The following is a 26,946-nucleotide window of genomic DNA, read 5'->3' as shown; positions in this document are numbered from 1 at the left end:
AGGCCGCGCCCCCGCCGGGAGGCGTCCTCGCGCAGTCCGAGCGGCCTCCCGAACACCCGTACTCACGGCTCGAAGCGGTAACCCATACCCGGTTCGGTGACGAAGTGCCGCGGGTGGCCCGGGTCGACCTCCAGCTTGCGGCGCAGCTGGGCCATGTAGACCCGCAGGTAGTTGCTCTCGGTGCCGTACGCCGGCCCCCAGACCTCCTGGAGCAGCTGCTTCTGGCTCACGAGTCGGCCGCTGTTGCGGACCAGCACCTCCAGCAGGTGCCACTCGGTCGGGGTGAGCCGGATGTCCTTGCCGTCGCGGCTGACCCGCTTGGCCGCCAGGTCCACGGTGAAGCTCTCGGTGCCGATGACGGCGCTCTCGCTCTCCGGACCGGCCGGCGCACCGCGCCGGACCGCCGCGCGGAGCCGGGCCAGCAGCTCGTCCATGCCGAAGGGCTTGGTCACGTAGTCGTCCGCGCCCGCGTCCAGGGCCTGGACCTTCTCGTCCGAGGTCTGCCGGGCGGAGAGGACGATGATCGGCACCTTGGTCCAGCCGCGCAGGCCGCGGATCACCTCGCTGCCGTCCATGTCGGGCAGGCCGAGGTCGAGCAGCACCGCGTCGGGGTGACGGGCCGCGGCCAGCTCCAGCGCGGTGGCGCCGTCGTGGGCGGCGTCCACCTCGTAGTGGCGGGCCTTGAGATTGATCACCAGGGCGCGGACGATCTGCGGTTCGTCGTCGACGACCAGGACCCGGATCATGAACGCTGCTGCCTTTCGGTCTGCTGCTCCAGCGGCAGCGGCTCTGCGGACACGGCCTCGACCGCGATCCGGGGACCGGTCTCGAGATCGGTCTCGGAACCGGCCTCGGAACTGACCTCGGGATCGGTCCCGGTCGCGCCGTCGGACGCCTCGCTGCTCTCGTGCGCGACCTGCGCACACGGAAGAGTGAACACCATGGTGAGACCGCCACCGGGCGTGTCCTCCGCCGTCAGGGTGCCGCCGGTGGCCTCGACGAATCCGCGGGCGACGGCGAGCCCCAGGCCGACGCCCGCGCCGCGCGGGGCGTCGCCGTAGCGCTGGAAGGGCTCGAAGACCTTCTCCTTGGCCTCGTCCGGGATACCGGGACCGTGGTCGGCGACGCGGACCTCCACGCGGCCGTGCAACACGCTGGCCGAGACACCGACCTGGCAGGGAACACCGTTGACCTGCTTGCGGCTACCCGCGTTGTACTTCACCGCGTTCTCGATCACGTTGCCGAGCGCACGTTCGAGCAGCCCCGGGTCGGCCGAGACCATCGGCAGCTCCTCAGGGATGTCGGTGCGCACCGCGTCCTCGGGGACGCCGAGCAGGGCGAGGGGCACGACCTCGTCGAGATCGGTCTCGCGAACGATCGGAACGACCGTTCCGGTCTGCAGCCTGCTCATATCGAGCAGGTTACCGATCAAATGATCGAGTCGATCAGCGCCCGCCTCGATACCCGCCAGCAGTTCGGCCTCGTCGTCCGGCGTCCAGGCCACGTCCTCGGCGCGCAGCGAGCTGACCGAGGCCTTGATCCCGGCCAGCGGGGTGCGCAGGTCGTGGGAGACGGCGGCGAGCAGTGCGGTGCGGATGCGGTTGCCCTCGGCCATCCGGCGGGCCTCGGCGGCCTCCGTCTCCAGTCGGCGCTTCTCCAGCAGCACCGCGGCCTGGGCGGCAAAGGCGACCAGCACACGACGGTCGGCGGCGGGCAGCACCCGGCCGCTCAACGCCAGCGCCAGCCGGTCGCCGACGGGCACGTCGACGTCGGCGTCCTCGGGCCGGGAGACGGGGTCGGGACCGACTGCCCCGGCGAGGCGCCACGTCGAGAAGTCGTCGGGTCGCTCCAGCAGGGCGACCGACTCCATCTGGAAGGTCTCCTGCACCCGCTCCAGCAGCGCCGGAAGACCGTTCCGGCCGCTCAGCACGCTGCCGGCCAGGAAGCTCAGCGTCTCCGCCTCGGCCCGGCTGCGCGCCGCCTCGGCGGTCCTGCGTGCGGCCAGGTCGACCACGTAGGCAACCGACAGCGCCACCCCGAAGAAGACGCCCACGGCGATCACGTTGGCGATCGATCCGATCGTGAGCGTGTGCAGGGGTGGGGTGAAGTACCAGTTGATCAGCAGTGAGCCGACGACCGCCGAGGCCAGCGCCGGGAACAGCCCGCCGAGCAGCGCCGCGCCGACCGTCAGGCCCAGGTAGAGCAGCATCTCGGTGTGGGTGGTGCTGCTGCTCGGCAGCAGTACCAGCACCCAGGTCAGCAGCAACGGGCCGGCCACGCCGACCAGCCAGCCGGCCACGGTGCGGGGCAGGCCGAGGCTGGCGATCCGCCGGATCGGACGGATCCGCCCGCGCGCCACGTGCTCGTGCGTGACGATGTGGACGTCGATGTCCCCGGCCTCGCGGGCGACGGTCGCGCCGACGCCGGGGCCGAAGATCCACTGCCAGGGCTTGCGGCGGCTGCTGCCCAGCACGATCTGGGTGGCGTTGACGCCTCGGGCGAACTCCAGCAGCGCCTCGGCCGCGTTGTCGCCGAGCACGTGGTGGAAGCTGCCGCCGAGGTCCTCGACCAGGCCGCGCTGGACGGTCAGTTCCTTGGGTGAGGCGCTGGTCAGGCCGTCGCTCTTGGCCACGTAGACGGCCAGGATCTCGCTGCCGGAGCCCTTGGCCGCGATCCGCGCCGCCCGCCGGATCAGGGTGCGGCCCTCGGGACCGCCGGTCAGACCGACCACGATCCGCTCGCGCGCCTGCCAGGTGGAGGCGATGTGGTTCTCGGCCCGGTAACGCTGCAGGTACTCGTCGACCCGGTCGGCGACCCAGAGCAGCGCCAGCTCGCGCAGCGCGGTCAGGTTGCCGGGCCGGAAGTAGTGCGCCAGCGCCGCGTCGATCTTCTCGGGCGCGTAGACGTTGCCGTGCGCCAGTCGGCGGCGGAGCGCCTCGGGGGCCATGTCGACCAGCTCGATCTGGTCGGCCCGGCGTACCACCTCGTCCGGCACGGTCTCCTGCTGGCGCACCCCGGTGATGCCCTCGACGGCGTCGCCCAGCGACTCCAGGTGCTGGATGTTCAGGTTGGAGATGACGTCGATGCCCGCGTCGAGCAGCTCGTCGATGTCCTGCCAGCGCTTGGCGTTGCGGGAGCCCGGCACGTTGGTGTGGGCGAGCTCGTCGACCAGCGCCACGGCGGGGCGCCGGCGCAGCACCGCGTCGACGTCCATCTCGGTGAACTCGGCGCCGCGGTGGGTCATCGCCTTCCGCGGCACCACCTCGAGGCCCTCGATCTGGGCGGCGGTGTGGGCGCGGCCATGCGTCTCCACGAAGGCCGCCACCGCGTCGGTGCCACGCTCGGCCCGGCGCTTGCCCTCGTTGAGCATGGCGTACGTCTTGCCCACCCCGGGGGCTGCCCCGAGGTAGATGCGCAGCCTGCCACGTCCCATAACGTCCATTCTCCTTGCCGACTCCCTGAGCCGAACAGCGAGGGTACGGCAGACCGTCGCCCGAGTGGACCAGTCGTGCATGACACCGGCGGCGTGGTCGGGGGTCCGCTGTTAGGAAGGACGGGCAGGACAGGAGCCGGAGATGGCCTGGCCGAGGGGGCGCGCGGGAGGCCTCACTGCTGCTAGATTGGTCTATACCACATAGTGCGTACGCGCCTCGTGCATGCCCCGTACGTGCCGTACACGGCCCCAGCACAGCACCGTGCGCGCCCCGTGGAGCCCTTCTCCTCGTCCCAGCTTCGTCCAGCTTCGTCCAGATCGGTAGGTAGGCCAGCGTGGAAGTTGTGATCGTTCCTGACGCCGCGGCGGGCGGCGAGCTCATCGCCACGGCGATCGCCGATCTGCTGACCCGGAGGCCGGACGCACTGCTCGGCGTGGCCACCGGATCGACCCCGCTGCCGATCTACCAGGCGCTCGCCACCAAGGTGCGCTCCGGCGCGGTCGACGCCTCCCGGGCCCGGATCTGCCAGCTCGACGAGTACGTGGGCCTCCCGCCCGGTCACCCCGAGTCCTACCGCTCCGTGGTGCTGCGCGAGGTCGTGGGGCCGCTCGGGCTCTCCGAGTCCTCGTTCACGGGCCCGGACGGTTCCGCCGCCGACATCACGGCCGCCTGCGCGGACTACGACCGGGCGCTGGCCGCCGCGGGCGGGGTCGACCTGCAGTTGCTCGGCATCGGCACCGACGGCCACATCGGTTTCAACGAGCCCTGCTCGTCACTCGCCTCACGCACCCGGATCAAGACGCTCACCGAGCAGACCCGGATCGACAACGCGCGCTTCTTCGACGACGACATCGACCAGGTGCCGCACCACGTGATCACCCAGGGCATCGGCACCATCCTGGACGCACGCCACCTGGTGCTGCTGGCGACCGGCGCGGGCAAGGCCGAAGCGGTCGCCGCGACGGTCGAGGGCCCGGTCGCCGCCCTGGTCCCGGCCTCGGCGCTGCAACTGCACCCGCACGCCACCGTGGTCGTCGACGAGGCCGCCGCCGCGGGGCTCAAGCTGGCCGACTACTTCCGCGCCACCTACGCGGCCAAGCCGCACTGGCAGGGGCTGTAGCGCGGCACCAGGTCGTAAGGCGAGCTCGCTTCGGCGCGGGGCGCGGACACCCGGAAATTGCCGGGCGTCCGCGCCCGTGTCGGCGTTATGGTGCGTCATGGAACAGAACCCGCCGGCCCGCAGGGCCGCCGCCGTCCCCGAGAAGCCCTCCCTCGACGGGCTCGAAGAGAGCTGGTCGCGCCGGTGGGACGAGTCCGGGGTATTCGCCTTCGACCGGACCAGGCCCAGGGCCGAGGTCTTCTCCATCGACACGCCGCCGCCCACGGTCAGCGGCTCACTTCACGTCGGCCACGTCTTCTCGTACACGCACACCGACACCGTCGCCCGCTACCAGCGGATGCGCGGCCGGGCCGTCTTCTACCCGATGGGATGGGACGACAACGGCCTGCCCACCGAGCGCCGGGTCCAGAACTACTTCGGCGTCCGCTGCGAACCGTCCCTCCCCTACGACGCGGACTTCACCCCGCCTGAGCATCCGGGCCGGGAGCAACTGCCGATCTCGCGCCGGAACTTCATCGAGCTCTGCGACCGGCTCACCGAGCGGGACGAGCAGGCCTTCGAGGAGCTCTGGCGTCGGCTCGGCCTCTCCGTCGACTGGTCGATGACCTATCGAACGATCGACACCCGTGCGCGTTCGATCTCGCAGCGAGCGTTTCTTCGGAACCTGGCCCGGGGCGAGGCGTATCTGGCCGAGGCCCCGACGCTCTGGGACGTCACCTTCCGCACCGCAGTCGCCCAGGCCGAGTTGGAGGACAGGGAGCGCCCCGGCGCCTACCACCACCTGCTCTTCCACGCTCCGGACGACAGTGGAGTGGAGATCGCCACCACCCGCCCGGAACTGCTGCCCGCCTGCGTCGCCCTGGTCGCCCACCCCGACGACGAGCGCTACCGGGCGCTCTTCGGACGGACCGTCCGCACCCCGCTCTTCGGTGTCGAAGTCCCGGTCCTGGCACACCCGCTGGCCGATCCGGAGAAGGGCACCGGCATCGCCATGGTCTGCACCTTCGGCGACACCACCGACGTGGTCTGGTGGCGGGAGCTGCAGCTGGCCACCCGACCCGTCATCGGCTTCGACGGCCGGTTCCTGCCCGAGCCGCCGTCGGGACTGACGAGTGATCAGGCTCTGTCCGTCTACGCCACCCTGGCCGGCGCCACCGCGCACACAGCGCGGGAGCGGGTCGTCGCCGCGTTGCGCGAGAGCGGCGAACTGCTGGGCGAGCCACGGCCGGTGACGCACGCGGTCAAGTTCTACGAGAAGGGCGACCGCCCGCTGGAGATCGTCACCACCCGCCAGTGGTACCTGCGCAACGGCGGCCGGGACGAGAAGCTGCGCGCCCGGCTGCTCGCACGTGGCGACGAACTGCGCTGGAGTCCTGGATTCATGAAGACCCGTTACGAGAGCTGGGTCTCCGGCCTCAACGGAGACTGGCTGGTCAGCAGGCAGCGGTTCTTCGGCGTCCCGATCCCGGTCTGGTACGAGCTGGACGAGCACGGCGCGCCGCGCCACGACCGGCCACTTCTCCCCGACGAGTCGCGGCTGCCGGTCGACCCGAGCACGGACGTGCCGGACGGATACCGCGAGGAGCAACGCGGCGTCCCCGGCGGCTTCGTCGGCGACCCGGACGTCCTGGACACCTGGGCCACCTCCTCGTTGACCCCGCTGATCGCCGGACGCTGGAGCGCGGACGAGGACCTCTTCACCCGGGTCTTCCCGATGGACCTGCGCCCGCAGGCCCACGAGATCATCCGCACCTGGCTCTTCTCGGCGGTGGTCCGCGCCGACAGCGAGTTCGGCGAACTGCCGTTCCGTCAGGCGGCCATCTCCGGCTGGATCCTGGATCCGGACCGGAAGAAGATGTCCAAGTCGGTCGGCAATGTGGTCACCCCGCACGACTTGCTGGTCCAGCACGGCTCGGACGCGGTCCGCTACTGGGCGGCCAGCGCCCGTCCCGGCACGGACACCGCCTTCGACACCGGTCAGATGAAGATCGGCCGACGACTGGCGATCAAACTGCTCAACGCGAGCAAGTTCGTCCTCACTCTCGGCGGTGAGACAGGCCACGAAGCAACGACCACCGAAGCGACCACCGAAGCGATCACCGAGGCGATCGACCGGTCGATGCTGGCACAACTCGCAGAAACGGTCGCTGCGGTGACCGAAGCGTTCGAAGCCCTCGATCACGCCCGTGCGCTGGAACGGACCGAGACCTTCTTCTGGCGCTTCTGCGACGACTACCTGGAGCTGGTCAAGTCGCGCGCCTACGGCGACGAGGGCGGCGACGGTTCCGACCCGTCGGGCGCAGCCTCGGCCCGTGCCGCGCTGCGTGTCGCCCTCTCCGCACTGCAGCGCCTCTTCGCCCCGGTGCTGCCGTTCGCCACCGAGGAGGTCTGGTCCTGGTGGCAGCAGGGTTCGGTCCACGTCGCCGCCTGGCCCGACGCCGAGGAGCTGCGCGAGCTGGCCGGTCCGCGCGCGCAGCCGCAGGTGCTCGACCTGGCAGCCGAGATGATCGCCGCGGTCCGCAAGGCCAAGTCCGAGGCTCAGGTCTCCATGCGCACCGAGGTCGCCGAGGCCCGGATCACCGCCCCACCCGCACTGCGTCCCCTCGCCGACCAGGCGCTCGCCGACGTCCGCGCCGCAGGGCGGATCGCCCGGATCGCGGTCGTCGACGCGGCCGAGGACGGCGGCGGTGGCGGTGGCACGTCCGAGCTCGACGTCACCGTCGTGCTCTGAGGACACCTCGGGGAAGGCCCCGGTCGGGCGCGTGGAGGGAAGAGCCGGACCGGGGCCACCAAGGGCCGTGCTGGTGCACGACGCCGCCAGGCCACTCAGCACCCGCCGCCCCCGCCCCGGCCCCAAGCGCTACGAGCGGTGGATCCGCCGCCCGCACACCCCTGGCCAGGCTCCCGTCGCGGTGCGAGGATCGCGGGCGGGAAGCGGGAGCTACCCGCTGGTAGGAATCTGGGAGGCCGGTATGCCGCAGTTGCACGATCTGACCGCGTTGGAGCAGGGCGAGTTGATCGCGACAGGCAAGCTCTCCCCGGTCGAGCTGACCCAGCACTACCTGGAGCGGATCGAGCAGCTCAACGAGACCGTCGGCGCCTACGTCACCGTCACCCCGGAGTTGGCGCTCGCCCAGGCCGCGCAGGCGGAGGAGGACTCCGTCGAGGCCCGCCGCGAGGGGCGCACCCTCGCGCCGCTCCACGGCGTGCCCGTGCCCGTCAAGGACCTCAACTTCGTGGCCGGAGTGCGGGCCACGCTCGGCTCCCGCGCGTACGCCGAGCATGTTCCGGACGTCGACGACCATGTGGTCACCCGGCTGCGCCAGGCCGGAACGGTCATGCTCGGCAAGACCCAGACGCCCGAGTTCGGCCTGCCCTGCTACTCGGAGAACGAGGTCGCCCCGCCCGCCCGGACGCCCTGGGACCTGGACCGATCCGCGGGCGGCTCCAGCGGCGGCGCGGCCACCGCCGTGGCGTCCGGCCTCGCGCCGCTCGCCCACGGCAGCGACGGCGGCGGCTCGATCCGCATCCCCGCCTCGGTCTGCGGGCTGTTCGGGATCAAGCCGAGCCGGGGCCGGATCAGCGCCGGCCCGACCCTGCACGACATCAGCGGCCTCTCCACCAGCGGCCCGCTGGCCCGGACCGTCGCCGACGCCGCCGCGCTGCTCGACGTGATGGCGGGCAGGATGCCCGGCGACACGTACGTCGCACCCGAGTTGCCTGCGGGCGAGACCTTCCGGGCACACGCCGAGCGGGACCCCGGCACGCTGCGGGTCGCCGTGCTGACGGCCGCGCCGGTGCCGGGCGTCGAGGTGCACGCCGACTGCGTCGAGGCCACGCGGGACGCCGCCGAGCTGCTGAGCGGTCTCGGTCACCGGGTCGACGAGATGGCGCTCCCTGCGGACGACACGCTCGCTCGCGTCTTTCGCCAGGTCTGGGCGGTGATGGCCACCCAGCGCCCGGTCGCGCCCGAGGACGAGGAGAAGCTGATACCGCTGACCCGGCACCTGCGCGGCCTCGGCCAGCAGGTCTCCGGCCCGGAGTTCGCCACAGCGCTCTACACCTTCCGCGCGGTCGGCCAGCTGGTCGCCCAGCTCATGGCCGACTACGACGTGGTGCTCAGCCCGACGCTGGCCAAGCCACCCGCGCTGGTCGGCGGCCTGCGCAACGACGCCGACCCGAGCGCGGAGTTCGACAGCCTGGCCCACTTCACGCCGTTCACGCCGCTCTTCAACGCCACCGGCCAGCCCGCGGTCAACCTGCCGCTGCACTGGTCGGCCGAGGGCCTCCCGATCGGCGTGATGCTCGGCGGCCACTACGGCGCCGAGGCGACCCTGATCTCCCTCTCCGCCCAGCTGGAGGCCGCCAGGCCGTGGGCAGGACGCAAGCCCGAGGTCTGGTAGGCCGGGGCAAAGGCGATGTAGTCGCACTCTGATCAGGGCCGCGGGGCTCTGCTTGATCAACTGCGCGCGCGAGACACCACCCGCGTGCGGATGGCCCCGCACCTTCGGCCTGCCACCTGCGTGGGTGGCTTCTCGCGCAGTGCCCCGCGCCCCTGGACAGTGCAACCACCTGCGAGAGTGCAGGCTCGGCTTGTCGCGCCCACGCTGGGGGTCCCCCCGCCGAAGGCAGGAGAGGAGCCGCACGTCAACACCAGCCCCGCGCCCTGGGTCGTACGACTGCCTCGCGGTGCAAGCGCACTCAGGCGGACACGATCTGCCCGTCGCGCAGGTCCAGGACGCGGTCGGCCAGTTCCATCAGTGTCGGGTCGTGCGTGGCGACCAGGGCGGTCACGCCCTCGCTGCGCACGACCGCGCGCAGCAGCCGCATCACGGAGCGGCCGGTGTCCGAGTCCAGTTGGCCGGTGGGCTCGTCCGCGATGATCAGTTCGGGGCGGTTGGCGAGCGCGCGGGCGATGGCCACGCGCTGCTGCTGACCGCCGGAGAGCTCGCCGGGCCGCTGCCGGGCGTGGTCCGCGAGCCCGACCAGGGCCAGCAGTTCGCGCACCCGCTCCTCGCGCTCGGCGACCGGCGTCCGGCACAGCCGCATCGGGACGCCCACGTTCTCGGCGGCGGTGAGGATGGGCAGCAGCCCGAAGGACTGGAAGACGAAGCCGATCCGGTCCCTGCGCAGGTCCAGCAGCCCGTCCTCGCCCAGCCCGGCGAGGTCGCGGCCGTCGATCCTGATCTGCCCGCCGGAGGGCCGGTCCAGCCCGCCGACGAGGTTGAGCAGCGTGGTCTTGCCGGAGCCGGAGCGGCCCTTCAGCGCGGTCAGCTCGCCGCGCCGGACCGTGAACGAGACCCCGCGCAGCGCGTGCACCGCCGTGGGTCCGCTGCCGAAGGACTTGTGCAGGTCGACGACCTCGACCATGGGCGGCAGCTCCGTCTGCGTCGCCCCGCCGCTCGCCACGGCGTCCACGTCCCTGCCTGTCACGCGTTCCCCCTCGCTGTCCGGTCAATCTGTCCGGGCCTCGCCGACGGGAACTCTCGCACGTGTGCCCGCCCCTGGAAAGGGGCGGGCACACGTCGTACCGGCTGTGACAGCGCTGCCCTAGCGGACCTCGGTGATCTCCGGGCCGCGCTCGAACGGGTTCAGGTCGTCCACACCGGGGTGACCCTGCTGCTGCGGCATGCCGTCGGCGACCATCTGCGCGTCCTCGGGCAGACGCAGCACGATCGGGTCGCGCGGGGCCATCGGGGCCTCGCCGCGGACCACGACGGTCTTGCGGAAGATCTGCTCCAGCGCGTCGGCCGACTCCGGCTGCACCGCGGCCTGGCCGGAGATCACGCCGCGCAGGAACCAGCGCGGTCCGTCGCAACCGACGAAGCGGACCAGCTGCACGCCCTGCGTGCCGTCCGGCAGCTGCACCGGAACGCGGGCCCGCAGGCCCCAACCGAGCGCGGTCTCCTCCTCGTCGACAGCACCGCCCTGCTCGACGATCCCGTCGGCGATCTCCTTGCGGACCTCGCCCCAGATGCCCTCGTTCTTGGGCGCGGCGAACGCCTGCAACTGGACGGCGCTGTTGCCGAGCACGAGCGTGGCCGCGACGATCGCGTCACCGGCGACCTCCACCCGGAGCTCCATGCCTTCGACTCCGGGCACCAGCAGGCCGCCGAGGTCGACCCGGCCCTCCTTGGCGTCGTCGACCTCGGAGGAGTCGAACGGCCCATCGGGGCGGGGCGCGGGCGGCAAGCCCACGCGCTCGTCTGCGTCGTCCTCATCCTCGGAGGTCGCCCCTGCGATCTCCTCGCTGTCGGCGTCGACGATCTCGTCGAGCTGATCGGCAGCGTCCTCGCCCTTGGCGCGACGACGGAACACGGTCACTGTCCTTCCCGGTCGGGTACCGAAGAGTCTTTCTGCCCGGCCGCGGGAATGCTAACCGCGGCATGGCCCCCCGTCGACCCGAAGCCTCCTGCGGCGCGTGCCGACCCCGGCAGTTCCACCACCTCGTGGAACCGGACCTTCTCCACCCGCTGGACGACCAGTTGGGCGATCCGGTCCCCGCGACGGAAGACCACCCGCTCGCGCGGGTCGAGGTTGACGACGATCACCTTGATCTCACCACGGTACCCGGCATCGACCGTTCCGGGGGCATTGACGAGAGCGACGCCGCACCGCGCGGCCAGCCCGGAGCGCGCGTGTACGAAGGCCGCGTATCCGTCGGGCAGCGCGATCGCGATCCCGGTCGGCAGCACGGCGCGCTCGCCGGGCTCCAGCACGGCGTCGACGGTGGTGCGCAGATCGGCGCCCGCGTCGCCGGGGTGCTCGTACGCCGGGGCCGGCATCTCGTCGTCGAGACGGCGCAGCAGGACGTCGACGGGGTGGATCTCGGTGCTCATTCCTGTCCTCAGCTCCCCACTCACAGGTGAATCTTTCGCGCTCCGCTTCGAGGACTCACGGGTTCACTTCGAAGGCGCGGGTGCGCTTGATCAGGTCGGGGTTCTCGATGACCGCCTTGATGTCCTCGGGGCGGCCGTGGCTGACGAAGTGGTCCAGCGTGACCTGGATGAAGAGGGCGCGCGCGGTCAGGGCCAGCGGCCCGTCCGGCGCGTCCAGCCGGGCCTCGCCCCGGCAGTAGATCTTGCGGCCGACGACGGCCTCGGCCCAGGTGTGCAGGTAGAGCGTCGAGCCCACCGGCACCGGAGCGCGGAAGTCGGTCTCCAGGCGGGCGGTCACGGACGTGGTGTGCAGCAGCCAGTTGAGCGTGCCGAGCGCGTCGTCCATCGCGGTGACCAGCACGCCGCCGTGGGCCAGTCCGGGCGCACCCTGGTGGGCGGCGGCCACGGTGAACTCGGCGAAGACCTCCACGCCCTCACCCGCACGGGACGAGAGGTGCAGGCCGTGCGGCTGGGCGGGGCCGCAGGCGAAGCAGTGCTCGTAGTGCGGCTCGATCGCCTTGCCGGGCGCGGGTGCGTCCGGGTGCCGGACCGGCGGAGCCGCGTCAGGCGGTGGCGTGAGACTGGGGCGGGGACGATCGGTCACCCCGCGACCTTACAGGCAGAGGCCCCCGGAGCCCTGACGCGTCGCGGCCCGGCGCACAATGGGAGCCATGTACGACGAACGCCTCTCCGCCCCGGCGGCCATGTGGCTGCTTCCTGTAGGAAGCGGCATCTCCTTCATGCTGGTCTTTGTGATCTTCGGGCCCATTCCCGGCCTGCTCGGACTGGTCATCGGCGGCGCCGCGGCCGCGATGCTGGTGAGCAGCTACGGCTCCCCGCGGATCCGCGTCGTGCAGGGCCACCTGGTGGCCGGTGACGCACGTGTTCCGGTGTCCGCGCTCGGCACGGCCGAGGTCCTGGACAAGGAGGCCGCCTTCACCTGGCGCACCGCCAAGGCCGACGCCCGCGCCTTCATGCTGCTGCGCGGCTACATCCCGACGGCCATCCGGATCCCGGTCACCGACCCGGACGACCCGACGCCGTACCTGTACCTCTCCACGCGCACGCCGGAGCGTCTCGCCCAGGTCCTGGAGTCCGCGAAGGCGGAGACCATCCCGGCCGCCTGAGGCCTGCGGCACGACAGACGGAGAAGCGATCGTTCGGACCGGTCACGGGCACAGCCCGCGGCCGGTCTTCGGCGTTCAGGGGCAGTGCGCTGGAGGGCCGTGCACTCGGGAGGCAGTCCGCTCGGGAGGCAGTGCGCTCGGGGTGACTGCGAGGAGCCTGCGTCCGCGTCGGCGCTACTCGCCGCGCTCCGCGCGCCGTGCGCGTCGGGAGTGGGATCGGACGTCTGTGGTCGCCACGCGGGCCCGGTGCCAGTACTCCGGGTCGGTGGGACGGCGTTCCCGCAGGTCGCGGCGGATCTCCTTGGCCAGCCGCGCGGTGTCCTTGCGGTTGACGTAGGCACCGGCGGCGGCGCCGATCATCAGCGGCGTCAACGAGGGAAACCTGCGCACACCCGCATGCGTGAGCCGCTTGCGCAGCGCCTTGCGCAGACCCGCGCTCCGGGCCAGGGCGATCACGGTGGCAGGGCTGGACACGTCCATGCCGCGCCGCTCGGACCAGACGGTCAGATAGGCCGTGGCCCGCTGCTTCGCATTTCCGGGGGCGGGCTGCCCGTACGCCTCGTACAGCTCGGCGATCATCTTGAACTCGACCGCCGCCACGGCGAGGAGCTCCGCGGCGATCTCGACCGGCATCGTCAGCGGAACCGGCATCATCGCGGCGGTACCGACGCTCGCACCGACCGCGCCCGAGACGCGTGCGGCGGTGGCGGCGATCCGGTCGGCCAACTCCTCGGCGCTCGCTGCATTGGGGTGGTGAGCCCGGAGTTTGGACACGTCACGGATCGCGATCCGGGGAGCCGCGTCGACCAGCCGGTCGACCAGACCGACGGCGCCTCCCTTGGCGCCGTGGGCGCCCTTGCCGAGGCCACGCCCCAGCTTCCTGCTGAGCGAGGCCAGACGACCCCGTTCAGCGGGGACGGAGTCCGCGGGAGCGGACCCGTCCCAGACCTCCATCTCGGCGGCGATCCGTGCCAGATCGGCCGACGTCTCGTCCAGGGACGCCTCCAGGACCTGCGACTGCGAGGCTCCGTCGTCGGAGCCGTCGGTGGAGTCACGTCTGGAGTCGTCCATGGCGACGGAATCCGCGAGCGGATCCGCCTTCGAGCGTTCGGCCGGCCGACCGTGCGACCGGTCTCCGTCCGAGGATCTCTGCGGCTTGCGGAACGGTCCCATGAGTCCCCTTCCTCTCACCGCTCGATCAGGCGGCGCAGTCCCGGCAGATCGGCTGGCCGTTCTTCTCGCTGGCCAGCTGGCTCCGGTGGTGCACCAGGAAGCAGCTCATGCAGGTGAACTCGTCGGCCTGTCGCGGCAGGACACGGACGGAGAGCTCTTCATTGCTCAGGTCCGCGCCCGGCAGCTCCAGACCCTCGGCAGCCTCGAACTCGTCGACATCGACCGAGCTGGTCGTCTTCTCGTTCCGGCGTGCCTTGAGTTCCTCGATGCTGTCTTCGTTGAGGTCGTCATCAGTCTTGCGTGGGGTGTCGTAGTCAGTCGCCACTTCACTCTCCCCCTATGGGTGCTTACGGGTATCTCCAGCGCAGGTAACGCGCAGGGAGTCGGACTTGTGCCCGACCCGAGGGCGAGATTTTGCCTTACTTCAAGGCCCGTTACTCAATCGACACCCGAGTTGCCCCTCGTGCGGGTGATCAATGCCCCCGTTCGCCGGGTGCACGACAGAGTCGGGCTTATGCTTCACTGACCACTTACCGTGATCATGACCTGTGGAAACGCTGTAACCGCAGGGCCTGTACACAAAGCCGCCGTTCACTGTCGGTAATCGCCGCTTCGGCTACAAATTGGCCGAAACTGCGTGCCTCCGGTCGCGACTCCATGAAATGTGACGTTCATCACAGTTCAGGAAAGTCGGACTTGTCGGCCCCGTCGCCTCCCGACGGACCGCCGGGGAGGCGACGACGGGACTCAGCCGCGAGCGGCCGCAGCAGCCGCCTTACGGGCCTTGATGGCCTCCTGACGCTCCTCGAAGCGCCGGGCCTGGGCGTCGAGGCCGTCCATGAAGAGGCCGATCTCCTGCTGCGCCTTCTGGCCCTCCGCGCCGAGTCCGGTGAGCTCCAGCACCTTGAGGTGGCGCAGCACCGGCGTGAGCACGTCCTCATGGTGGATCCGCAGGTTGTAGATACCGCCGAGGGCCATCTTGGCCGCAGCGCGCTCGAAGCCCGGCATGCCGTGACCGGGCATCCGGAAGTTGATCACCACGTCGGCGATCGCGCGCATGGCCTGGTCGGGGGCGATCTCCAGCGCGGCCTTCAGCAGGTTCCGGTAGAAGACCATGTGCAGGTTCTCGTCGGTCGCGATGCGCGCCAGCATCCGGTCGCAGACCGGGTCGCCGGAGTTGTGGCCGGTGTTGCGGTGCGAGACCCGGGTGGCCAGCTCCTGGAAGGCGACGTAGGCCACCGAGTGCAGCATCGAATGGTTGTTGTCGGACTCGAAGCCCTCGGTCATGTGCGTCATCCGGGCGCGCTCCAGGGCGACCGGGTCGACCGCGCGCGAGGTGAGCAGGTAGTCGCGCATGACGATCGCGTGGCGGCCCTCCTCGGCCGTCCACTGGTGCACCCAGGTGCCCCACGCGCCGTCGCGGCCGAACATGGTCGCGATCTCGTGGTGGTAGCTCGGCAGGTTGTCCTCGGTGAGCAGGTTGACCACCAGCGACACCCGGCCGACCTCGGTGACCGGCGACTGCCCGACCGCCCAGGCCTCCCCGCCCATCACGCCGTCGAAGTCCCGCCCCAGGCTCCACGGCACGTACTCGTGCGGCATCCACTCCTTGGCCACGCCCAGATGGCGGTTGAGCTCGCGCTCCACCACCTCCTCAAGGGCGTGGATCAACTGCACGTCGGTCCAGTGTGCGCGGCCGGCGGCGGGGCGGTCGGGGGCGATGGTCACGTGAATCCAACTCTCGGTACGACGCTCACCTACGCTTCCGTAGGTTACGCCACCGTAGGTTGTTAACGGGCCTGCTGGCAAGGGGCACGGACGCACGTCACAGCCGCTTTTCTGGTTACTGGACGGTCAACTGAAACGCCGTCGAGGCCGCTGCGGGCGGCCTCGACGGCGTGATCGATATGATTGATATGTCGGATAAGCACTTTTCGTTCGAAATTGGCGATCAGCGCGTTCTGCGCCTTCGGAACCGAGGGTCAGGAGGTCAGGCCGCGCGGCTGCATCGGAGGGGGCAGCGTGGGCGCCTTGGCGGCCGGGATACGCACCCGGATCAGCAAGCCGCCCTCGGTCCGCGGCACCGCCTCGATCGAACCTCCATGGGCGCGCACGACCGATCGAACGATCGAAAGACCCAGCCCGACGCCCTTGTCACTGTGCGTCCGCTCCCGGCCCTTGCCGCGACGGAACGGCTCGAAGATGTGCTCGACCTCGTAGCCGGGCACGAGAGGGCCGCTGTTGGCCACCACGAGCTCCCCGGCGCCGTCCGGAGCGGCGTGGACCTGGACGTCCACCCAGCCGTCCGCGGCCAGGTTGTACTTGACCCCGTTCTGGATCAGGTTGAGCGCCATCCGCTCCAGCAGGACGCCGTTGCCGGAGACCACCACCTCGCCGGGGACCCGCGGGAGCGTCGCGGTCAGCCGCACGTGCCGGGAGGCGGCCTCGCCGCGCGTCTGCTCCACGGCCTGCCGGGCGACCTCGGTCAGGTCGATCGGCTTCCGCTCGGTGAGCTCGTTCTCGCTGCGCGCGAGCAGCAGCAGGCCCTCGACGAGCTGCTCGCTGCGCTCATTGGTGGCCAGCAGGGTCTTCCCCAGCTGCTGCAGCTCCGCCGTGGCGCCCGGGTCCGAGAGCTGCACCTCCAGCAGGGTGCGGTTGATCGCCAGGGGGGTGCGCAGCTCGTGCGAGGCGTTGGCGACGAACTTTCGTTGCGATTCGAAAGATCGATCAAGACGATCGAGCATTTCGTCGAACGTGTCCGCCAGCTCTTTGAGTTCGTCGTCCGGACCGTCGAGCTCGATCCGCCGGTGCAGGTCGGATCCGGCCACCTGTCGTGCGGTGCGGGTGATCCGCCCCAACGGGCTGAGCACCCGGCCGGCCATGGCGTAGCCGAAGAAGACGGCCATGATCAGCAGGGCTATCAGCGCCGCCAGCGACTTCAGCACCAGCAGGTGCAGTGCCTCGCCGGTGTGCGCGTGCTGGTAGCCGTAGAGGTACTGGTTGAGCTGGTCACCGGTGAGCTGCTGGCCGTCCGGGGTGGTGATGAAGACGCCCTGCCCCACCCGGAAGTGCGGCATCTGCGTCGCCGAACCGAACGCCTGGTCCACGAACAGGTACATCACCAGCACCATGACCAGCCCCGCGAGCAGGAACATCCCGCCGTAGAACATGGTCAGCCGGATCCGCAGGGTCGGCCGGAACGGGAGCACGGACTCCCGCACCTCGGCCCCGGACCAGTGGCTCTGCTTCGGCGCCTGCGCCGTTCCGGAGCCGGTGGCGGGCTGAGGCGTCACGGTCACGCTGCGTTGCTCTGCCACGGGTCAGATCCGGTATCCCGAGCCGGGCACGGTGATGATCACCGGCGGCTCGCCGAGCTTGCGCCGCAGGGTCATCACGGTGACCCGGACGACGTTGGTGAACGGGTCGGTGTGCTCGTCCCAGGCCTTCTCCAGCAGCTGCTCCGCGGACACGACCGCGCCGCCGGCCCGCATCAGCACCTCGAGCACCGCGAACTCCTTGGGCGCCAGCGAGATCGGGCGCCCGTCCCGCAGCACCTCGCGCCGCCCCGGGTCCAGGCTGATCCCGGCCCGCTCCAGCACCGGCGGCAGCGGCGTCGTCGCCCGGCGGCCGAGCGCCCGGACCCGCGCGACAAGTTCGCTGAAAGCGAACGGCTTCGGCAGGTAGTCGTCCGCGCCCAGTTCCAGCCCCTCGACGCGGTCGCTGATGTCACCGGCAGCGGTCAGCATCAGCACGCGGGTGGGCAGCGCCTCCTCGACCAGCTTGCGGCAGACGTCGTCCCCGTGGACCAGGGGCAGGTCACGGTCGAGCACGACCACGTCGTACTCGTTCAGGGCGATCCGGTCCAGGGCGGCCTGGCCGTCGTACACCACGTCCACAGCCATCGCCTCCCGACGCAGACCGGTGGCGACAGCATCGGCGAGCAACTGCTCGTCCTCGACCACGAGAACTCGCACCGCAGGTCCTTTCGGGCACGGCACACCCGCTGCGGGCGCGCTCACAGGCTTCCATCCTGCCTCGCCTGCCTGTAAAGCACTGGTAAGCGGCCCCGGAACCGGGCTGCGCAGACGGCTTACGCACGGCTTCCGGACGGCTCCGGGCCGGCTTCCGGGCCGGTTCGAGGGTGTGAGGGATTTCTCGTCCCCGGCGAGGTTTCCCCCGAAGAGGCCGTGGGCAGGAAGCTCCGTACACCCGCGATGCACGAGCGCTCCTGGCGCTCCGGCACTCGTGTGCGTCGCACCCGCCCGCCGTGCGGCCATCCGCGCCGGTTTCTCCGAACGTTCGGAGGCCGGGGTCGCCCGACACTCAGCAAGGGGGTCATGCCTCATGGACGCCTTCACCGCCGGCATCCTTCAGCGCATAAGGAACGCAGAACAGGATCTTCATCGCGCCCTGGAGTCGGGTGACGACTTCCTGGCCGAGGTCGAGCAGTCAGAGCTCGACGACCTTCGACGACTCGCGGCAGAGCACGGCATCGAGCTGATGCCTTCCGCTCCGCCTACTGCGGCGTAACGCCGCACCCCCGACCACCCTCGACCCGCACCCCGCCCGCCCCGGACAAGCACCAACGTCCGGGGCGTTGCTATGCCATGCCGTGGGCGGGCGAGGTGCCCTGCGGCGCCCACCTGTGGGGGGCGGGAGCGCGGCTCAGTCGTGCCAGGCACCCAGGCGCTCCAGCGCCTCCTGCAGGGGCTCGAAGAGGCCGCTCGGGGCGGCGACGGTGAGTTCCGGGCTGGGCGGGGTGCCCGGGCGGCCGGCCACCAGCGCCCCGGCCTCGGCGGCGATGAGCGCGCCCGCGCTGTAGTCCCACGGGTTGAGGCCGCGCTCGTAGTAGCCGTCGAGCCGCCCCGCGGCGACGTCGCAGAGGTCGACCGCCGCCGAGCCGCCGCGGCGGATGTCGCGGAGCGACGGCAGCAGCGCGGCCACCACCTCCGCCTGGCGGGCCCGCCGGTCACGGAGGTAGCCGAAGCCCGTGGCGACCAGCGCCTGGTCCATCGGCGGCGCGGGACGGATCGAGAGGGCGTGGCCGTTGAGGTACGCGCCCCCGCCGCGCACCGCGTGCACCCGCTCGCCGCGCGGGGCGATGTCGACGACGCCGACGACCACCTCGCCGTCCAGCTCCACCGCGATGCTCACGCACCAAGCAGGCAGTCCGTAGAGGTAGTTGACCGTGCCGTCCAGCGGGTCGATCACCCAGCGGACGCCCGTGGTGCCCTCGCGCGAGGCACCCTCCTCGCCCAGGAGGCCGTCGTCGGGGCGGCGTTCCGCGATCAGCTCGGTGATCAGCTTCTCGGCGGCGATGTCCATCTCGGTGACCACGTCGACCGCGCTGCTCTTGGTCGCCGCCACACCCAGGTTCACGGGACGACCGTCGCGCAGCAGCGTTCCCGCACGTGACGCGGCGTCAACGGCGATTTCCAGCAGCTCCGCGTACAGGTCCTGATGATCCGTCATGATCCCTTTGCTTCCTGTTCACTTGACGTTGCAGTTGCCGGTGCAGTTGCGTCTGCCGGTGTCGTCGTTGTCACGGCCGCCTACGCGTCGGTCCAGTCCGCACCTGCCGCGGCCGGGGACGCGCCGCGTGCCGCCGGGCAGCAGCCGACCGGGCAGACGTCATGGGAGGCGCCGAGCAGACCCAGCGCACAGCGGGTGGGCGACTCGCCGCGTTCGGTCGCGGAGCGCTCCAGGACCAACTCGCGTACCGCCGCGGCGAAGCGCGGGTCCGCGCCGACCGTGGCCGCGCGGGCGATCGGGAGGCCGAGCTCCTCGGCCTTCTCCCGGGCCTGGGTGTCGAGGTCGTACTTGACCTCCATGTGGTCGGAGACGAAGCCGATCGGCACCATGACCACCGCCGCCGCGCCCGCCGCGTGCTGCGCCTCCAGGTGGTCGCAGATGTCCGGCTCCAGCCACGGGGTGTGCGGGGCGCCGCTGCGGCTCTGGTAGACGAGCTCCCAGGGACGGTCCGCCACGCCCGTCGCCGCGCTGACGGCCTCGGCGATCAGCCGGGCGACCTCCAGGTGCTGGGCGACGTAGGCGCCACCGGGCCGGCCGTGGGCGGGGTCGCCGGGTGCGCCGGAGGAGTCGGCGAGCGTGTTCGGGATCGAGTGGGTGGTGAATGCCAGGCGAGCGTTCGATCGAATGCTCGCCGGCAGCAAGTCGATCGCCGCAAGCGTGCTTTCGATCATCGGCTCGACGAAACCGGGGTGGTTGTAGAAGAGCCGGAGCTTGTCGACCCGGAGCTCGGCCGCACCGGGAACCCCCTCCTCCCGCAGCACGGTCAGCGCGGCGGCGAGGTTCTCCCGGTACTGGCGGCAGCCCGAGTAGTTGGCGTAGGCGCTGGTGGCCAGGACCAGCACCCGGCGGTGGCCGTCGGCGAGCAGCTCGCGCAGCGCGTCCGGCAGGTAGGGGGCCCAGTTGCGGTTGCCCCAGTAGACCGGCAGGTCCAGGCCGTGGTCGGCGAAGTCCTTGCGCAGTGCCTGGAGCAGCTCGCGGTTCTGGGCGTTGATCGGGCTGACCCCGCCGAAGAGGAAGTAGTGCCGGCCGACCTCGACCAGGCGTTCCTTGGGGATGCCGCGCCCGCGGGTGACGTTCTCCAGGAAGGGGACGACGTCGTCCTCCCCCTCGGGACCGCCGAAGGAGAGCAGCAGCAGGGCGTCGTAGGGAGCATGGGCATGCGCGTCGGACATGCTCCGATCCTGCCATCCCCCGCGCCGCGGTCCGGCACGCCTCCGCCTGCCGGACCGGTCCCGGCGTCCCGCCCGAGGCCCGGTCGAGGCCCGCCGGAGCGGGCCGGACGCGGCGGCGGGCGGGCGGAGGAGCGGTGAGAATTGGTAGGACATCCCATGTATGTCCACGTAAGCTGTCATGACAAACCACATCCCTTACGGCACGTCCCGTACGCCGAGCCGTCTGTTTCGCCGATACCTGCCCCTACGGACTTACGGAGCCGTTCTTGTCCGCCGCGCTGTCAGGTCTCTCCGCGTACCGCCGGATCTTCGCCGAGGCCCCCGGCAGCCTGGCCTTCTCGGTCACGGGGTTCGTCGCGCGGATGCCGCTCTCGATGGTCGGCATCGGCATGGTCACCATGCTCTCCACGCTGCGCGGCGACTACGGCCTCGGCGGCGCGGTCTCGGCGACGGTCGCGCTCTCGGCCGCGGTGCTCGGGCCGCAGGTCGGACGGCTTGTGGACCGGTACGGCCAGAACCGGGTCGCGCTGCGCGCCACCGGCGTCGCCGTCGCCTCGATGGGTGCGCTACTGCTCTGCGCCGCCCTCGGCGCGCCGGACTGGGCGCTCTTCGCCTGCGCCGTGCCGACCGGCGTCATCCCGAGCATGGGGTCGCTGGTACGCGCCCGCTGGGCGCACATCTACAAGGGCTCGCCGCTGCTGCACACCGCCTACTCGTTCGAGTCGGTGGTCGACGAGATCGTCTTCATCGTCGGGCCGATCCTGGCGGTCGGGCTGTCGACCTCCTGGTTCCCGGAGGCTGGACCGCTGTTGGCGACGGTCTTCCTCTCCGTCGGGGTGCTGCTCTTCTGCACGCAGTCGCGCACCGAACCGCCGCTGCACCCGCACAGCCACGAGGCCGGCGGGACGTCGGCGCTGCGGACCCGCGGACTGCTGGTGCTGGTGCTGACCTTCGTGGGCGTCGGCGCCGTCTTCGGCAGCGTCGAGGTGGTGACCGTGGCCTTCGCCGACCACCTCCACCACAAGGCGCTCTCCTCGGTCGTGCTGGCCGTCTACGCGCTCGGCTCCTGTATCGCCGGAATCGTCTTCGGGGCACTGAAGTTGAACGGACCGCTGTCCCGGCGGTTCCTGGTGGGGATCGTCACGCTGGCAGTGAGTATGCTGCCGCTCCTATTCGTGAAGAACCTCGTGGCTCTGGCGGCGGCGCTGTTCGTCGCCGGGTTGTCCATCTCGCCCACCATGGTCACCACCATGGGGCTGGTGGAGCGGATCGTTCCTGCGGCCAAGCTGACCGAGGGGATGACCTGGACCACCACCGGTCTGGCTGTCGGCGTGGCCTTCGGCTCCTCCGCGGCGGGCTGGGTGGTGGACGCCTCGGGTGCCTCCGCGGGCTACTGGGTGACCGTGGCCGCGGCGTCGCTCGCGGTCGCCACGGCCTTCCTCGGCTCTCGCCGGCTCCGGTCGGCGCCGGAACAGCAGGAGCGAGCACGTGTCGACAGAGACCCAGCACGGCCTGTGGAGCAACTGGGCCGGTAACCAGACCGCGCGTCCGCGCCGGGTGGTCACCCCGGGATCGGTGGCCGAACTGGCCGAGGCGATATCCGCCGCAGCCGCGGACGACCTCACGGTCAAGGCGGTCGGCAGCGGTCACTCGTTCACCTCGATCGCCGCGACCGACGGAATGCTCGTCCGTCCCGATCGACTGACCGGGATCCGGGAGATCGATCACCAGGGCGGAACGGTCACCGTCGAGTCGGGCCTCCCGCTGGAGCAGCTGAACCGGCTGCTGGAGCACGCCGGGCTCGCCCTGACCAACATGGGCGACATCATGGTGCAGACCGTCGCGGGCGCGACCAGCACCGGAACCCACGGCACCGGCCGCGCCTCCGGCTCACTCGCCGCGCAGATCAAGGCGCTGGAGATCGTGCTCGCCGACGGAACGATCACCCAGTGCTCACCGACCGAGAACGCCGAGCTGTTCCAGGGCGCCCGGCTCGGCCTCGGCGCGCTCGGCGTGGTCAGCGCGATCACCTTCGGCGTCGAGCCCGCCTTTCTGCTCACCGCGCACGAGGCCCCGATGACCTTCGACGAGGTGGTCGGCCGCTTCGACGAACTGGCCGACGACAACGAACACTTCGAGTTCTACTGGTTCCCGCACACCGAGGGCTGCACCACCAAGCGCAACAACCGCAGCGACGGCCCCGCCGCACCGCTGCCGGCGTTCAGGCGTTGGCTGGACGACGACTTCGTCTCCAACACCGTCTGGGAGGGCGCCTGCCGCGTGGGCCGGGCGCTGCCGGGGACGATTCCCGCCATCGCGAAGATCGCCAGCAAGGCCTGGTCGGAGCGGACCTACACGGACGTCTCCTACAAGGTCTTCACCAGCCCGCGCCGGGTGCGCTTCGTCGAGATGGAGTACGCCGTCCCGCGCGCGGCGGCCACCACCGTGCTGCGCGAGCTCAAGCGGCTGGTTGCGCGGTCGGACTGGCGGATCTCGTTCCCGGTGGAGGTGCGCGTCGCGCCCGCCGACGACCTGTGGCTCTCCACCGCGAGCGGGCGTGACACCGCCTACATCGCCGTCCACCTCTACCGGGGTACCGCCGACCAGGGCTACTTCACCGAGGTCGAGAAGCTCATGACGGCGCATCAGGGACGCCCGCACTGGGGCAAGCTGCACACCCGCGACGCGGAGTACCTGGCCACCGTCTATCCGCGCTTCGCGGACTTCACCGCGCTGCGGGACCGGGTGGACCCGGACCGCCGGTTCGGCAACGACCATCTGCGCCGCGTACTGGGCGACTGAGCGCGTGTGAACGCGCGGGAGGCGCGGTGGGCCCGGTTCCGGGCAGCCTCAGAGGCCCGACAGCCTCTCAGGGGCTGGGCGTGACGCTCGGCGCCACACCCTCGCCCGAGACGGCGGATCCGCCCGTGCCGGAGCCCGCACCGGTCGAGGACGACGCGCCGGGCGAGGGCGAGGTACCGCCAGCGCCTCCGCCGGTCCCGCCGGTGCCGCCGCCCGCACTGGAGCTCGGGCTCGGGTTCGGTGTCGGCGTCGGCGAGGAAGAAGGGCTCGCGCTCGTGCCCGAAGAGGCGGCGCCGGACCCCGAGCTGTTGCCCTGCCCCTGGCGGTCGGAGCCGCTGCGGTCCGCCGAGGTGGAGGAGGAAGAGGAACCGGACGGGTCCGCCGGCGCGGACACGCCCGAGCCCGGCTTCGGTCCGCCGCCCCCGCTGCCGCCGAAGAACTGGCCGGCGGGCTTGCCCACGGCCAACTCCATCGCGCCGACCGCGCCCAGCGCGATCACGAAGACGAGCGTCGCCGTGATCGCGTAGACCCGCCAGCCCTTCGGCTTCCAGGTGGTGCGCCCGCGATAAACCGCCACCGTCTCGGCCGGATCCGGCGGGTTGATTTGCGCCATCATCCGGGTGTGCTCGCCGCCCGGGTCGAACGGGTCGAAGACCTGCGTCTTCTCCTCCAGCTTCTCCTCCAGCCCGCCCGGAGGCACCTTCCCGACCGGCTCCTCGGTGCCGCTGAGGGCCTCCACCCGACGGGTCTGCCCCAGGGGCACGGAACCGCCGGATATCTCGCGCAGCTGTTCGCCGGTGCGCCGGAAGACGTGCTGGAACAGCGCGCTCCCGGTGGTCGCGCCCGCGCTGACCACCGCCGCACCGAGAATCGTCCCGTAGACCCCGAGCTGGGATGCGAGCAGCGCGCCGACCACCGCCGCCAACGCACTCGCGGCCACCTGAGTGAAGCTCAGATCGAGGCGCTTTCGCCCGGACGTTCGGGCCGACTTTTCCAGATCCTCCACCAATGCCCCTCGATATCCGCCTTTCTCCATACTGCACCAGGTACGACCGTTCGATGGATGTGATGGTTCCGGATGGCCGAAATGTGTGAAGATGATCACCGTACGTCGGTCGGTCGACGCCCATCGGAGTGGCGACCCTTGAGAATCCGATGATTCAGGGGAGACTTGAGCCGCGAGCCGCACCACCTGGATGCCACGAATGGAGTACCGTTCATGACGCCTGGCTGCGCGCGGTCGGGAACGCTCATCCCGGGGTGATCGCCACGCAAGGCGTGGCGACAGCATGGAAAGAGAACAGCACACAGGAACGACAACATCGGCTGCAGCAGTGACAACTCGTCACATGACGCAAAAGAAGTAACTGTGCCATAACGGTGAGTCGCGGATAGAGGCCGACACACCGGGTAACTCTGCAATGTTGTGGTCGGCCGGCCGTCGGCACGCCACACTCGTTACGGGAGCAGCGACGCAGGTGACGTCGGCAGGCACCACCCGGGAGGTAACCGTGCCCGAACTGCGTGTCGTAGCCGTCAGCAATGACGGCTCACGACTGGTGCTCAAGGCTGCCGATTCGACGGAATACTTTCTTCCGATTGACGAGCGGCTGCGCGCCGCCGTGCGTGGCGACCGCCCGCGGCTGGGCCAGATCGACGTCGAGAGCCACCTGCGTCCGCGCGACATCCAGGCGCGGATCCGCGCCGGTGCGACCGCCGAGGAGGTGGCGCAGCAGGCGGGCATCTCCGTCGAGCGGGTCCGCCGCTTCGAGGGCCCGGTCCTGGCCGAGCGCGCGTTCATGGCCGAGCGGGCCCGCAAGACCTCGGTCCGCCGTGCGGGCGAGAGCACCGGTCCGCAGCTGGGTGACGCCGTGGCCGAGCGCCTGCTGCTGCGCGGCGCCGACAAGGACAGCACCGGCTGGGATTCGTGGCGGCGCGACGACAGCACCTGGGAGATCGTTCTCAGCTTCGCCGCCGAGGGCGCCGCACGGCAGGCCCGTTGGACGTACGACCCGCCGCGCCGTCTGGTCCAGCCGCTCGACGACGAGGCCCGTGCACTGATCGGCGAGACGCCGGAGCGGGTGGAGGAGCCGACCTTCCCGTTCGTCCCGCGCATCGCCCGCCTGCCCGGAGCCGACCGCGGCATGGGCATGCGTCCGCACGCGCCCGAGCGCACGCCGGTCGAACGGGTGCCAGTTGAGCGGGTGCCGGTTGAGCGGGTTCCGGTTGAGCGAGTCCCGATCGAGCGGGTTCCGATCGAACGGAAGCCGATCGAACGCCCGACGGGTGAGCGGACGGCAGGTGACCGGACGGCAGAGCCGCCGGCCGCTTCTGCCGCTGCGTCCGCGTCGTCCCCCTCCGCCCTGGTGTCGCAGGTCGGACCGGTCACTCCGGTGGACTCGCTGACCAGCATTCTCGACGTGGCCACGCCCGGAGCGGTGTCCGACGAGTCGTCGGAATCGGTCCCGGTCGAGCCGGAGGCTCCGGCCGCGGCGGCGGTGGGCGCGGGCTCGGCCTACGCGGACATCCTGATGCCGCGCACCGCCAGCCCCCACCGCGACCGCCTGGTCGGTTCGACCGACCGTCAGGCGGAGGCCGACGGCGTCCGCCCGGGCCGCCGGGCCGCGGTACCGAGCTGGGACGAGATCGTCTTCGGCACCCGCCGCAAGAAGCAGGACTGACGAAGGCGGGACTGACGAACGAAAGCGTGAGGGCCTCGGGCGGACTGCCCGAGGCCCTTCGTCCGTTCCCCGCCGGATCGCCCAGCACGGTTCACTTAGCGCGGGTCGCTCAGCGCGGGTCGGGGCCCGTCGCGGCCGGGCGGGACGGGTCCCCGGACCACTCGCTCCACGAGCCCGGGTACAGCGTCGCCGGAACACCGGCCAGGTGCAGGGCGAGGATCTCGTGCGCCGCGGTCACGCCGGAGCCGCAGTAGACGGCGACCTCCGCGTCCGGCGTCGCGCCCAGGGCGGCGAAGCGCGCGGCCAGCGCGTTGGCCGGGAGGAAACTGCCGTTCGCGTCGACGTTGTCGCCGGTGGGTGCGGAGGTCGCGCCAGGGATGTGGCCGGCGCGCGGGTCGACCGGCTCCGTCTCGCCGCGGTAGCGCTCCCCCGCCCGTGCGTCGAGCAGCACGCCCGCCGGACGGTCCGCCCAGGTCGCCGCCCCGTCCGCGTCCACCGTCGGCAGGCTGCCCGGACGGACCGTGAAGTCGCCCTCCACGACCGGGGGTTCGGTCAGCGACACCGGAAGTCCGGCGTCCGCCCAGGCCTGGAGGCCGCCGTCGAGCACACGGACCGCGTCGTGACCTGCCCAGCGCAGCAGCCACCAGGCGCGGGCGGCGGACATCGACGTGGCGGCGTCGTAGACGACCACCTCGCGGTCGCCGCTCACGCCGGCGCGGCGCAGTGCCGCCTGCAGCACGGCCGGGTCGGGGAGGGGGTGCCGTCCGGCCCGGCCGGGCGCAGCGGCGAGATCGCGGTCCAGGTCCACGAAGTGGGCGCCGGGCAGGTGACCCTTGGCGTACTCCTCGGCGCCGGGCGGGCCGCCCAGGGCCCAACGGATGTCCAAGAGCACGGGCGGGCGATCGCCTGCGAGCAGTTCGGCGAGGTCCGCCGGAGCGATCAGCGATGTCGGCGCGGCATTCGATGACGACTGAGCATTCATAGCGGACATTCTCGTGCCTTGGACGGTTTCCGCAGCCGTGAGGTG

The 26,946-nt window shown here is 71.3% G+C and carries 23 protein-coding genes; 8 read left to right on the top strand and 15 right to left on the bottom strand.

Annotated features, from left to right (window positions below; translation table 11 throughout):
• Positions 1 to 62: 62 nt before the first annotated feature.
• Together ABH940_RS09705 and ABH940_RS09700 are read right to left on the bottom strand one after the other, a co-directional pair.
• The gene (locus ABH940_RS09705; RefSeq protein WP_370068494.1) at positions 63 to 746 is read right to left on the bottom strand and encodes a response regulator; all 684 of its coding nucleotides are present in this window, start codon (positions 744 to 746) and stop codon (positions 63 to 65) included.
• Positions 743 to 3,433 (bottom strand): ATP-binding protein, encoded by a 2,691-nt coding sequence (locus tag ABH940_RS09700; protein ID WP_370105061.1) that lies wholly within the window; start codon positions 3,431 to 3,433, stop codon positions 743 to 745. The genes ABH940_RS09705 and ABH940_RS09700 overlap by 4 nt, the downstream gene beginning before the upstream one ends.
• Positions 3,434 to 3,768: 335 nt before the next feature.
• Here ABH940_RS09700 and nagB point away from each other — a divergent pair, with 335 nt between their 5' ends.
• From nagB to ABH940_RS09685, 3 genes are all read left to right on the top strand, one after another.
• Positions 3,769 to 4,554 (top strand): glucosamine-6-phosphate deaminase, encoded by a 786-nt coding sequence (gene nagB, locus ABH940_RS09695; RefSeq protein ID WP_370105060.1) that lies wholly within the window; start codon positions 3,769 to 3,771, stop codon positions 4,552 to 4,554.
• Between the two features lie 97 nt (positions 4,555 to 4,651).
• Positions 4,652 to 7,285, top strand: a complete 2,634-nt coding sequence (gene valS / locus ABH940_RS09690) for a valine--tRNA ligase (protein ID WP_370105059.1) — start codon at positions 4,652 to 4,654, stop codon at positions 7,283 to 7,285.
• A gap of 241 nt (positions 7,286 to 7,526) precedes the next feature.
• On the top strand, positions 7,527 to 8,957 hold the full coding sequence (locus ABH940_RS09685; protein WP_370068676.1) for an amidase: 1,431 nt from the start codon (positions 7,527 to 7,529) through the stop codon (positions 8,955 to 8,957).
• A gap of 298 nt (positions 8,958 to 9,255) precedes the next feature.
• Here the strand turns inward: ABH940_RS09685 and ABH940_RS09680 are convergent, their stop codons facing one another.
• From ABH940_RS09680 to ABH940_RS09665, 4 genes are all read right to left on the bottom strand, one after another.
• Positions 9,256 to 9,924, bottom strand: coding sequence for an ABC transporter ATP-binding protein (locus ABH940_RS09680; protein ID WP_370068674.1), 669 nt, complete (start codon positions 9,922 to 9,924; stop codon positions 9,256 to 9,258).
• 180 nt (positions 9,925 to 10,104) lie between these two features.
• Positions 10,105 to 10,872 (bottom strand): DUF3710 domain-containing protein, encoded by a 768-nt coding sequence (locus tag ABH940_RS09675; protein ID WP_370068486.1) that lies wholly within the window; start codon positions 10,870 to 10,872, stop codon positions 10,105 to 10,107.
• A gap of 2 nt (positions 10,873 to 10,874) precedes the next feature.
• Positions 10,875 to 11,393: a dUTP diphosphatase gene (gene dut / locus ABH940_RS09670; RefSeq protein WP_370068484.1), complete on the bottom strand. Its 519-nt coding sequence runs from the start codon at positions 11,391 to 11,393 to the stop codon at positions 10,875 to 10,877.
• 55 nt (positions 11,394 to 11,448) lie between these two features.
• Positions 11,449 to 12,036 (bottom strand): PaaI family thioesterase, encoded by a 588-nt coding sequence (locus ABH940_RS09665; RefSeq protein ID WP_370068482.1) that lies wholly within the window; start codon positions 12,034 to 12,036, stop codon positions 11,449 to 11,451.
• Positions 12,037 to 12,103: 67 nt separating this feature from the next.
• Between ABH940_RS09665 and ABH940_RS09660 the strand changes: the two genes are divergently transcribed.
• The gene (locus tag ABH940_RS09660; RefSeq protein WP_370068480.1) at positions 12,104 to 12,559 is read left to right on the top strand and encodes a DUF3093 domain-containing protein; all 456 of its coding nucleotides are present in this window, start codon (positions 12,104 to 12,106) and stop codon (positions 12,557 to 12,559) included.
• A gap of 174 nt (positions 12,560 to 12,733) precedes the next feature.
• On the opposite strand, the gene ABH940_RS09655 is transcribed toward ABH940_RS09660, so the two are convergent.
• From ABH940_RS09655 to ABH940_RS09635, 5 genes are all read right to left on the bottom strand, one after another.
• Positions 12,734 to 13,630 carry a hypothetical protein gene (locus ABH940_RS09655; protein ID WP_370068478.1) on the bottom strand — a complete coding sequence of 299 codons (897 nt, stop codon included), beginning with the start codon at positions 13,628 to 13,630 and terminating at the stop codon, positions 12,734 to 12,736.
• Positions 13,631 to 13,757: 127 nt separating this feature from the next.
• Positions 13,758 to 14,057 carry a DUF4193 domain-containing protein gene (locus ABH940_RS09650; RefSeq protein ID WP_196196674.1) on the bottom strand — a complete coding sequence of 100 codons (300 nt, stop codon included), beginning with the start codon at positions 14,055 to 14,057 and terminating at the stop codon, positions 13,758 to 13,760.
• A 422-nt stretch (positions 14,058 to 14,479) separates the two neighbouring features.
• On the bottom strand, positions 14,480 to 15,460 hold the full coding sequence (locus ABH940_RS09645) for an acyl-ACP desaturase (RefSeq protein WP_370105058.1): 981 nt from the start codon (positions 15,458 to 15,460) through the stop codon (positions 14,480 to 14,482).
• 254 nt (positions 15,461 to 15,714) lie between these two features.
• Positions 15,715 to 17,031, bottom strand: coding sequence for a sensor histidine kinase (locus tag ABH940_RS09640; protein ID WP_370105057.1), 1,317 nt, complete (start codon positions 17,029 to 17,031; stop codon positions 15,715 to 15,717).
• Between the two features lie 21 nt (positions 17,032 to 17,052).
• Positions 17,053 to 17,706 carry a response regulator transcription factor gene (locus tag ABH940_RS09635; protein WP_370068471.1) on the bottom strand — a complete coding sequence of 218 codons (654 nt, stop codon included), beginning with the start codon at positions 17,704 to 17,706 and terminating at the stop codon, positions 17,053 to 17,055.
• A gap of 370 nt (positions 17,707 to 18,076) precedes the next feature.
• Between ABH940_RS09635 and ABH940_RS09630 the strand changes: the two genes are divergently transcribed.
• Entirely contained in the window at positions 18,077 to 18,262 is a 186-nt protein-coding gene (locus ABH940_RS09630) for a hypothetical protein (protein WP_196196677.1), read from the top strand.
• A gap of 135 nt (positions 18,263 to 18,397) precedes the next feature.
• Here ABH940_RS09630 and ABH940_RS09625 read toward each other — a convergent pair whose 3' ends face one another.
• Complete coding sequence (locus ABH940_RS09625; RefSeq protein WP_370068468.1) at positions 18,398 to 19,204, bottom strand: inositol monophosphatase family protein; 807 nt, start codon at positions 19,202 to 19,204, stop codon at positions 18,398 to 18,400.
• Between the two features lie 80 nt (positions 19,205 to 19,284).
• Positions 19,285 to 20,436, bottom strand: a complete 1,152-nt coding sequence (locus ABH940_RS09620; protein ID WP_370105056.1) for a ferrochelatase — start codon at positions 20,434 to 20,436, stop codon at positions 19,285 to 19,287.
• 266 nt (positions 20,437 to 20,702) lie between these two features.
• On the opposite strand from ABH940_RS09620, the gene ABH940_RS09615 reads away from it, so the two are divergent.
• Positions 20,703 to 21,971, top strand: a complete 1,269-nt coding sequence (locus ABH940_RS09615) for an MFS transporter (RefSeq protein WP_370068464.1) — start codon at positions 20,703 to 20,705, stop codon at positions 21,969 to 21,971.
• Positions 21,925 to 23,238 (top strand): D-arabinono-1,4-lactone oxidase, encoded by a 1,314-nt coding sequence (locus ABH940_RS09610; RefSeq protein ID WP_370105055.1) that lies wholly within the window; start codon positions 21,925 to 21,927, stop codon positions 23,236 to 23,238. The genes ABH940_RS09615 and ABH940_RS09610 overlap by 47 nt, the downstream gene beginning before the upstream one ends.
• A gap of 67 nt (positions 23,239 to 23,305) precedes the next feature.
• Here the strand turns inward: ABH940_RS09610 and ABH940_RS09605 are convergent, their stop codons facing one another.
• The gene (locus ABH940_RS09605) at positions 23,306 to 24,178 is read right to left on the bottom strand and encodes a hypothetical protein (protein WP_370105054.1); all 873 of its coding nucleotides are present in this window, start codon (positions 24,176 to 24,178) and stop codon (positions 23,306 to 23,308) included.
• 538 nt (positions 24,179 to 24,716) lie between these two features.
• Here ABH940_RS09605 and sepH point away from each other — a divergent pair.
• On the top strand, positions 24,717 to 25,919 hold the full coding sequence (gene sepH / locus ABH940_RS09600) for a septation protein SepH (protein WP_370105053.1): 1,203 nt from the start codon (positions 24,717 to 24,719) through the stop codon (positions 25,917 to 25,919).
• 109 nt (positions 25,920 to 26,028) lie between these two features.
• Here the strand turns inward: sepH and ABH940_RS09595 are convergent, their stop codons facing one another.
• Entirely contained in the window at positions 26,029 to 26,901 is an 873-nt protein-coding gene (locus ABH940_RS09595) for a sulfurtransferase (protein WP_370068456.1), read from the bottom strand.
• Positions 26,902 to 26,946: the final 45 nt, after the last annotated feature.

Source organism: Streptacidiphilus sp. BW17 (genome assembly GCF_041262485.1).
In the GTDB taxonomy this organism is placed as follows: Bacteria; Actinomycetota; Actinomycetes; order Streptomycetales; family Streptomycetaceae; genus Streptacidiphilus.
The sequence above is the reverse complement of the archived record's forward strand: the minus strand, read 5'-3'. Positions and strand labels throughout refer to the sequence as shown.

What these genes read in the sequence shown, in the direction of transcription:
- valS (WP_370105059.1), top strand. Translation starts at nt 4,652, where the DNA reads ATGGAACAGAACCCGCCGGCCCGCAGGGCCGCCGCCGTCCCCGAGAAG.
- ABH940_RS09625 (WP_370068468.1), bottom strand. Translation starts at nt 19,204, where the DNA reads ATGACGGATCATCAGGACCTGTACGCGGAGCTGCTGGAAATCGCCGTT.
- ABH940_RS09620 (WP_370105056.1), bottom strand. Translation starts at nt 20,436, where the DNA reads ATGTCCGACGCGCATGCCCATGCTCCCTACGACGCCCTGCTGCTGCTC.
- ABH940_RS09705 (WP_370068494.1), bottom strand. Translation starts at nt 746, where the DNA reads ATGATCCGGGTCCTGGTCGTCGACGACGAACCGCAGATCGTCCGCGCC.
- ABH940_RS09655 (WP_370068478.1), bottom strand. Translation starts at nt 13,630, where the DNA reads ATGGACGACTCCAGACGTGACTCCACCGACGGCTCCGACGACGGAGCC.
- ABH940_RS09680 (WP_370068674.1), bottom strand. Translation starts at nt 9,924, where the DNA reads ATGGTCGAGGTCGTCGACCTGCACAAGTCCTTCGGCAGCGGACCCACG.
- ABH940_RS09660 (WP_370068480.1), top strand. Translation starts at nt 12,104, where the DNA reads ATGTACGACGAACGCCTCTCCGCCCCGGCGGCCATGTGGCTGCTTCCT.
- dut (WP_370068484.1), bottom strand. Translation starts at nt 11,393, where the DNA reads ATGAGCACCGAGATCCACCCCGTCGACGTCCTGCTGCGCCGTCTCGAC.
- ABH940_RS09630 (WP_196196677.1), top strand. Translation starts at nt 18,077, where the DNA reads ATGGACGCCTTCACCGCCGGCATCCTTCAGCGCATAAGGAACGCAGAA.
- ABH940_RS09685 (WP_370068676.1), top strand. Translation starts at nt 7,527, where the DNA reads ATGCCGCAGTTGCACGATCTGACCGCGTTGGAGCAGGGCGAGTTGATC.
- ABH940_RS09595 (WP_370068456.1), bottom strand. Translation starts at nt 26,901, where the DNA reads ATGAATGCTCAGTCGTCATCGAATGCCGCGCCGACATCGCTGATCGCT.
- ABH940_RS09700 (WP_370105061.1), bottom strand. Translation starts at nt 3,433, where the DNA reads ATGGGACGTGGCAGGCTGCGCATCTACCTCGGGGCAGCCCCCGGGGTG.